Below are 4,812 nucleotides of genomic sequence, written 5' to 3'. Positions count from 1 at the left end.
GTGCGCCGCCCCGGCCGGGAGCGGGCCGGGGCGGTCCCTCGCGAGGGCGCCGGGTCCACGCCGCGCGAGGCCGTCTCGATACCTCCTGACACGGCGCTCACTCGTTTTCGAGCGTGGCGTCCAGGGCCGAGCAGAACGCCTCGGGGGTGAGCTGTCCGGTGAACAACCGCTCCAGGTTGCTCAACATCGCCTCCGCCTGGTCGGCCGGAAGCGCCTGGTCCCAGGAGAGTTGGAAGTTCGGGGCCTGGGAGGCCACCTCGTACACCGACGAGAGGTAGCCGGAGTCGTCGGTGCCGGCCAGTTCCTCCTCGATCCCGCGCACCGGGGGCACGGAGCCGTTCTCGAGCAGGGTGTCCACGTAGGCGTCGTTCATCAGCCCGTTGTCCAGGTAGTCCAGCGCGGCCGCGCGTTCCTGTTCGGTGGCCTCCGCGCTGACCGACCAGTAGTTCGCAGGGTTGCCCACGATGTTGCCCGGGTCGCCCGCACCTCCCTCGACGACCGGGAACGTGGTGTATCCGAGGTGCCCCTCGGCGATGAACTCGGGAGCCGAGTCCTTGATGCTCGGATAGGCCCAGGAGCCCATCAGATACATCGCCGCCTTGTCGGTGTAGAGCAGCGCGGCGTCGGCTCCGCTGTCGGCCGCGATGGACCCGAAGCCGTCGACGAAGCCGTTGGCCTCGACCAGATCCCGGATCATCGTCGCCGCGCGCTCGACGGCCGGGTGCGACCACGCTCCGGGCTCGCCCGCCTCGATCGCCTCGAACACCTCCGGCCCGCCGATGCGGTCCACGAGGTACTCCAGCCACATGAGCTGCGGCCACTTGCTCTGGCCGCCCATCGCCAACGGCGCCACGCCCTCGTCGTTGAAGCGCGGCACCAGTTCGAGCAGCTCACCCCAGGTGCGCGGCGGCTCGGCGCCGATCGCGTCGAACAGCTTCTTGTTGTAGTAGAGCAGCACCGGCTGCATGCCGTTGTTCGGCACGGCGTGGACCTCACCGTCCACGATCCCGTTGTCCAGCACCGAAGGGAGGAACTTGTCCGTCAGTGCCGCCTCGTCCGGCACCGCTTCGGACAGGTTGACCACCCGGTCCGCCTCGACCCAGGTCCGCAGGGTGCCGCCGCCCCACCCGAAGATCAACGTGGGCGCGTCGCCCGCGCCGATGGAGGTGCGGATCTTCTGCTTGTACGCGTCGTTGGCGAAGAACTCGGCCCCCACCGAGGCGTCGGGGTTCTCGTCGTTCCAGCGTTGGAACGACTGCCGTATCGTCTGCTCGTCGCCACCGGTGAGAGCCCACGCCGAGGCTCCCGTGGCCCCGGGTCCGCTCGACCCGCAGGCCGTACCGAGTGTGAGCACCGTGGCCGCCGCCGTCAGCAGCGCCACCCGCCGTTGAGCCATGGTCATGCCGTGCCTTCCTCGTCGAAGGTCCCGAAACTTTTCGGAAAAGCACTACAGAGTGTTAGGGGACACTAGAACTCGTCGCGCAGCCGGTCAAGACCTGATTTCGACGACAGATCAGGTACAGTGTCCGGAAACATTTCGGCAAACCAAGCGGAGGTTTCTGTGGGAGCAGGACCCGACACCGCGCCGCGGGCGACGCTGGCGATGGTCGCCGACGCCGCGGGCGTCTCCCTGCCGACCGCCTCGAAGGTGGTGAACGGGCGTGGCGACGTCGCCTCGGCCACCCGTGCCCGCGTCGAGGAGGCGGTGCGCAAGCTCGGCTACGTGCCCCAGGTGGGCAGGCGCAGCGTGGCACCCGCGCGGACGGTCGACCTGGTCTTCGACGAGCTCGTGAGCCCGTACTCGCTCGCCGTCCTGCGCGGAGTCACCGAGGCGGGCGCCGAGAACGGTGTCGACGTCGTCGTCGGGCGCATCCCCTCGGAGTCCGGTCCGGTGCCGGGTGCGGACTCGTGGGCGAACCGGCTCAAGACCGCGGGCCGTGAAGGGCTCATCGTGGTGACCTCGGAGCTGACCCGGGAGCAGGTCGAGGGATTCGACCGGGCGGGCCTGCCGCTCGTGGTGATCGATCCGCTCAACCTGCCCCGCATCGAGGTCACCAGCGTCGGGGCCACCAACTTCTCCGGCGGCGTCTCCGCCACCGAGCACCTGCTCGGCCTCGGCCACCGCCGCATCGGGTTCGCGGGCGGCCCGGAGAGCGCCTCGTGCGGGCAGGCGCGCCTGCACGGCTACCGCGCCGCCCTGGAGAAGGCCGGGGTGGAGCCCGACCCGGAGCTGACGCTGCACGGCGCCTTCGGCTACCCGGACGGCCTGGAGATGGGCATCCGGCTGCTCGATCTCGATCCCCGCCCCACCGCGGTGTTCGCGGCCAGCGACGCCACCGCCCTCGGCGTGGTGGAGGCCGCGCGCCGACGCGGCCTGCGGGTGCCCGACGACCTCAGCGTCGTCGGTTACGACGACACGATCCTGGCCACCCTGGCGACCCCGGCGCTGACGGTGGTGCGCCAGCCGCTGCCGGACATGGGCCGGGTCGCGCTGCGCACGCTGTTGCGCCTGGCCGAAGGCGACACCCTGGACTCCCACCACGTCGAACTGGCCACCCAGCTCGTCGTGCGCGACTCGACCGCACCCCGAGGAGAGCGATGACGACCCACGACTGGCAGGACACCTCGGCCTCGGCCCGGCAGCGCGCGCGTGCCCTGCTCGCCGAGCTGACGTTGGAGGAGAAGCTCGCCCAGCTCGGCGGCGCCTGGCCCGGAAACGAGACCGTCGAGGGCAACGTCGCTCCCATGCAGGACGTGTTCTCCCGGGGCGCGGTGCCGTTCGACGACCGCGCCGAGCACGGCCTGGGCCACCTCACGCGGGTGTTCGGCACGGCGCCCGTGAGCGCCGCCGAGGGCGCGCGCAGGATGGTCGAGCTCCAGCGGAGACTGGTCGGCACGAGCAGGTTCGGCATCCCCGCCCTGGCGCACGAGGAGTGCCTGACCGGGTTCACCACCTACGGCGCCACCGTCTACCCGGCCCCGCCCGCGTGGGCGGCGACGTTCGACCCGGATCTGGTGGAGCGGATGGCCGCGGCGATCGGCACCGACATGCGCGCGGTCGGTGTCCATCAGGGACTCGCACCCGTGCTCGACGTCGTGCGCGACCACCGCTGGGGCCGGGTCGAGGAGACGCTCGGCGAGGACCCCTACCTCGTCGGCACGCTCGGCACCGCCTACGTGCGCGGGCTCCAGAGCGCGGGCGTGCACGCCACGCTCAAGCACTTCGCCGGCTATGCCGCCTCCCGCGCCGCGCGCAACCACGCGCCGGTGTCGATCGGGCCCCGGGAACTGCGGGACGTCGTCCTGCCGCCCTTCGAAATGGCCGTGCGCGAGGGCGGGGCGTGGTCGGTCATGAACGCCTACGTCGATCTCGACGGCGTTCCGGCCGCGGCCGACCGGGCGCTGCTGACCGGAATCCTGCGCGACGAGTGGGGATTCGACGGCACGGTGGTCTCCGACTACTGGGCCATCGCGTTCCTGGTGACCATGCACCGCGTCGCCGAGGACGTGGGGCACGCGGGCGCGCTGGCGCTGGCCGCCGGGATCGACGTGGAGCTGCCGGACGGACTCTGCTACGGGACCGAGCTCGCCGACCTGATCGCCGACGGGCGCGTGGACGAGAAGCTCGTCGACCGCGCGGTGTCGCGGCTGCTGACCCAGAAGGCGGAGCTGGGCCTGCTCGATCCGGACTGGACACCGGAGGGCGCGGTCGACGAGACGGTCGAGCTGGACTCACCACGCAACCGGGAGCTGGCCGGCGCGCTCGCCCGCCGGTCGGTCGTGCTGCTCGACAACGACGGCACATTGCCGTTGGCCCCCGCACCCGCCCGGGTCGCGCTCGTGGGGCCCTGCGCCGACGACCCGCTGGCCTTCCTCGGCTGCTATTCGTACCCGAACCACGTGCTGCCCCGGCACCCGGATCTGGGCCTTGGCCTGGACGTCGCGTCACTGGCCGAGGCGTTGCGGGCGGAACTGAGCCATTCCGAGGTCACCGTCTCCCCGGGGTGCCCGGTGCGCGAACCCGACACCTCCGGCTTCGCCGCCGCCCTCGCCGAGGCTCGCGCGGCCGACGTCTGCGTCGCCGTCGTCGGCGACCGCGCGGGCATGTTCGGCGAGGGCACCTCGGGCGAGGGTTGCGATGCCGGCGATCTGCGGCTGCCCGGCGCCCAGGACGAGCTGCTCAGCGCGCTGCTGGAGCTGGACACCCCGGTAGTGGTGGTCGTGGTGTCCGGGCGGCCCTACGCACTGGGCGCGCACGCAGGCCGCGCCGCCGCCGTCGTACAGGCGTTCATGCCCGGTGTCGAAGGAGGCGCCGCGCTCGCCGGTGTGCTGTCCGGGCGCGTGGTGCCATCCGGACGGCTGCCGATGCAGGTCCCGAGGGACCCGGGCGGACAGCCCACGACCTACCTGCACCCGCCGTTGGGCGGCGACAGCGAAGGCATCAGCAACCTCGACCCGACGCCGCTGTATCCGTTCGGACACGGCCTGTCCTACACCGAGTTCGCCTACGACGAGCTCGCCGTCGACGCCACCGCGATCCCCACCGACGGGCGGGTGGAGATCACCGTCCGGGTGACCAACACCGGCGACCGCGCCGGATCGGAAGTGGTGCAGCTCTACCTGCGTGACGAGTACGCCCAGGTGACAAGGCCGGTGCGCCAGCTCGCCGGGTTCGCCCGGGTCGACCTCGACCCCGGGCAGCGAGCCCGCGTGTCGTTCTCGTTGCACGCCGACCGCACCGCCTTCACGGGCGCGGACCTGCGGCGGGTGGTCGAGCCCGGCGCGATCGGGGTGTTCGTCGGCCGGTCGGCC

General features: G+C 72.0%; 3 protein-coding genes. 2 read left to right on the top strand and 1 reads right to left on the bottom strand.

The genetic code is table 11. The features are described from left to right. Positions 1-97: 97 nt before the first annotated feature. The gene (locus tag SACSA_RS0110470; RefSeq protein WP_019815688.1) at positions 98-1,402 is read right to left on the bottom strand and encodes an ABC transporter substrate-binding protein; all 1,305 of its coding nucleotides are present in this window, start codon (positions 1,400-1,402) and stop codon (positions 98-100) included. A gap of 201 nt (positions 1,403-1,603) precedes the next feature. Here SACSA_RS0110470 and SACSA_RS0110465 point away from each other — a divergent pair, with 201 nt between their 5' ends. Then, positions 1,604-2,602, top strand: a complete 999-nt coding sequence (locus SACSA_RS0110465; protein WP_048876656.1) for a LacI family DNA-binding transcriptional regulator — start codon at positions 1,604-1,606, stop codon at positions 2,600-2,602. After that, positions 2,599-4,812, top strand: a 2,214-nt coding sequence (locus tag SACSA_RS0110460) for a beta-xylosidase/alpha-l-arabinosidase (RefSeq protein ID WP_019815684.1), incomplete at its 3' end; no start/stop codon positions are given. The genes SACSA_RS0110465 and SACSA_RS0110460, both read left to right, overlap by 4 nt.

This window comes from Saccharomonospora saliphila YIM 90502 (assembly GCF_000383795.1).
Taxonomy (GTDB): Bacteria; Actinomycetota; Actinomycetes; order Mycobacteriales; family Pseudonocardiaceae; genus Saccharomonospora; species Saccharomonospora saliphila.
The sequence above is the reverse complement of the archived record's forward strand: the minus strand, read 5'-3'. Positions and strand labels throughout refer to the sequence as shown.